Here is a 423-nt window from a genome sequence, read left to right on the forward strand (position 1 = left end):
CGGCCTTTCCCGGATGTCTGCGCAGGCTGTGGGCGGGGCTGTCGGATAAGGAAAACCCTCTTGGTGAACCCTACAAGGTTGTCAAGCCCGTGTCAGACTGTACAGAATTCTCTGCTCGATATGCGATCGATCCACGGGACGGCTCTACGAGTATTGAAGTCCGGTACAGACTTCCTAACGGAACACTTTCAGGCTTCCGTGTTGCCGATGACAAATTTCAGCAGAACGCTTTGATTCAAGGATTTTACAAAAGTGGCGGCACACTCCGCTGTGGAAAAGATGGTCCCCGGTTATTTTACATGCTCATTGCGCAGCTTTTGAGTAAGCAGGAGATATATTTTCAACCTATACCCGGGTGGAATATCAACGCATCAAGGTGGTTTTTCAAAGAGTCGACAGGATGTGAGGCGCCACTTGATAGTC

At 49.9% G+C, this 423-nt stretch carries 1 pseudogene; it reads left to right on the forward strand.

Going from position 1 to position 423, the window contains the following annotated elements:
* A pseudogene (locus P0G09_RS15765) lies at positions 1-423 on the forward strand (hypothetical protein); the annotation flags it as partial.

Origin of the sequence: Faecalibacterium sp. DFI.5.82, assembly GCF_029076575.1 — a bacterium.
GTDB lineage: Bacteria > Bacillota > Clostridia > Oscillospirales > Ruminococcaceae > Faecalibacterium > Faecalibacterium duncaniae.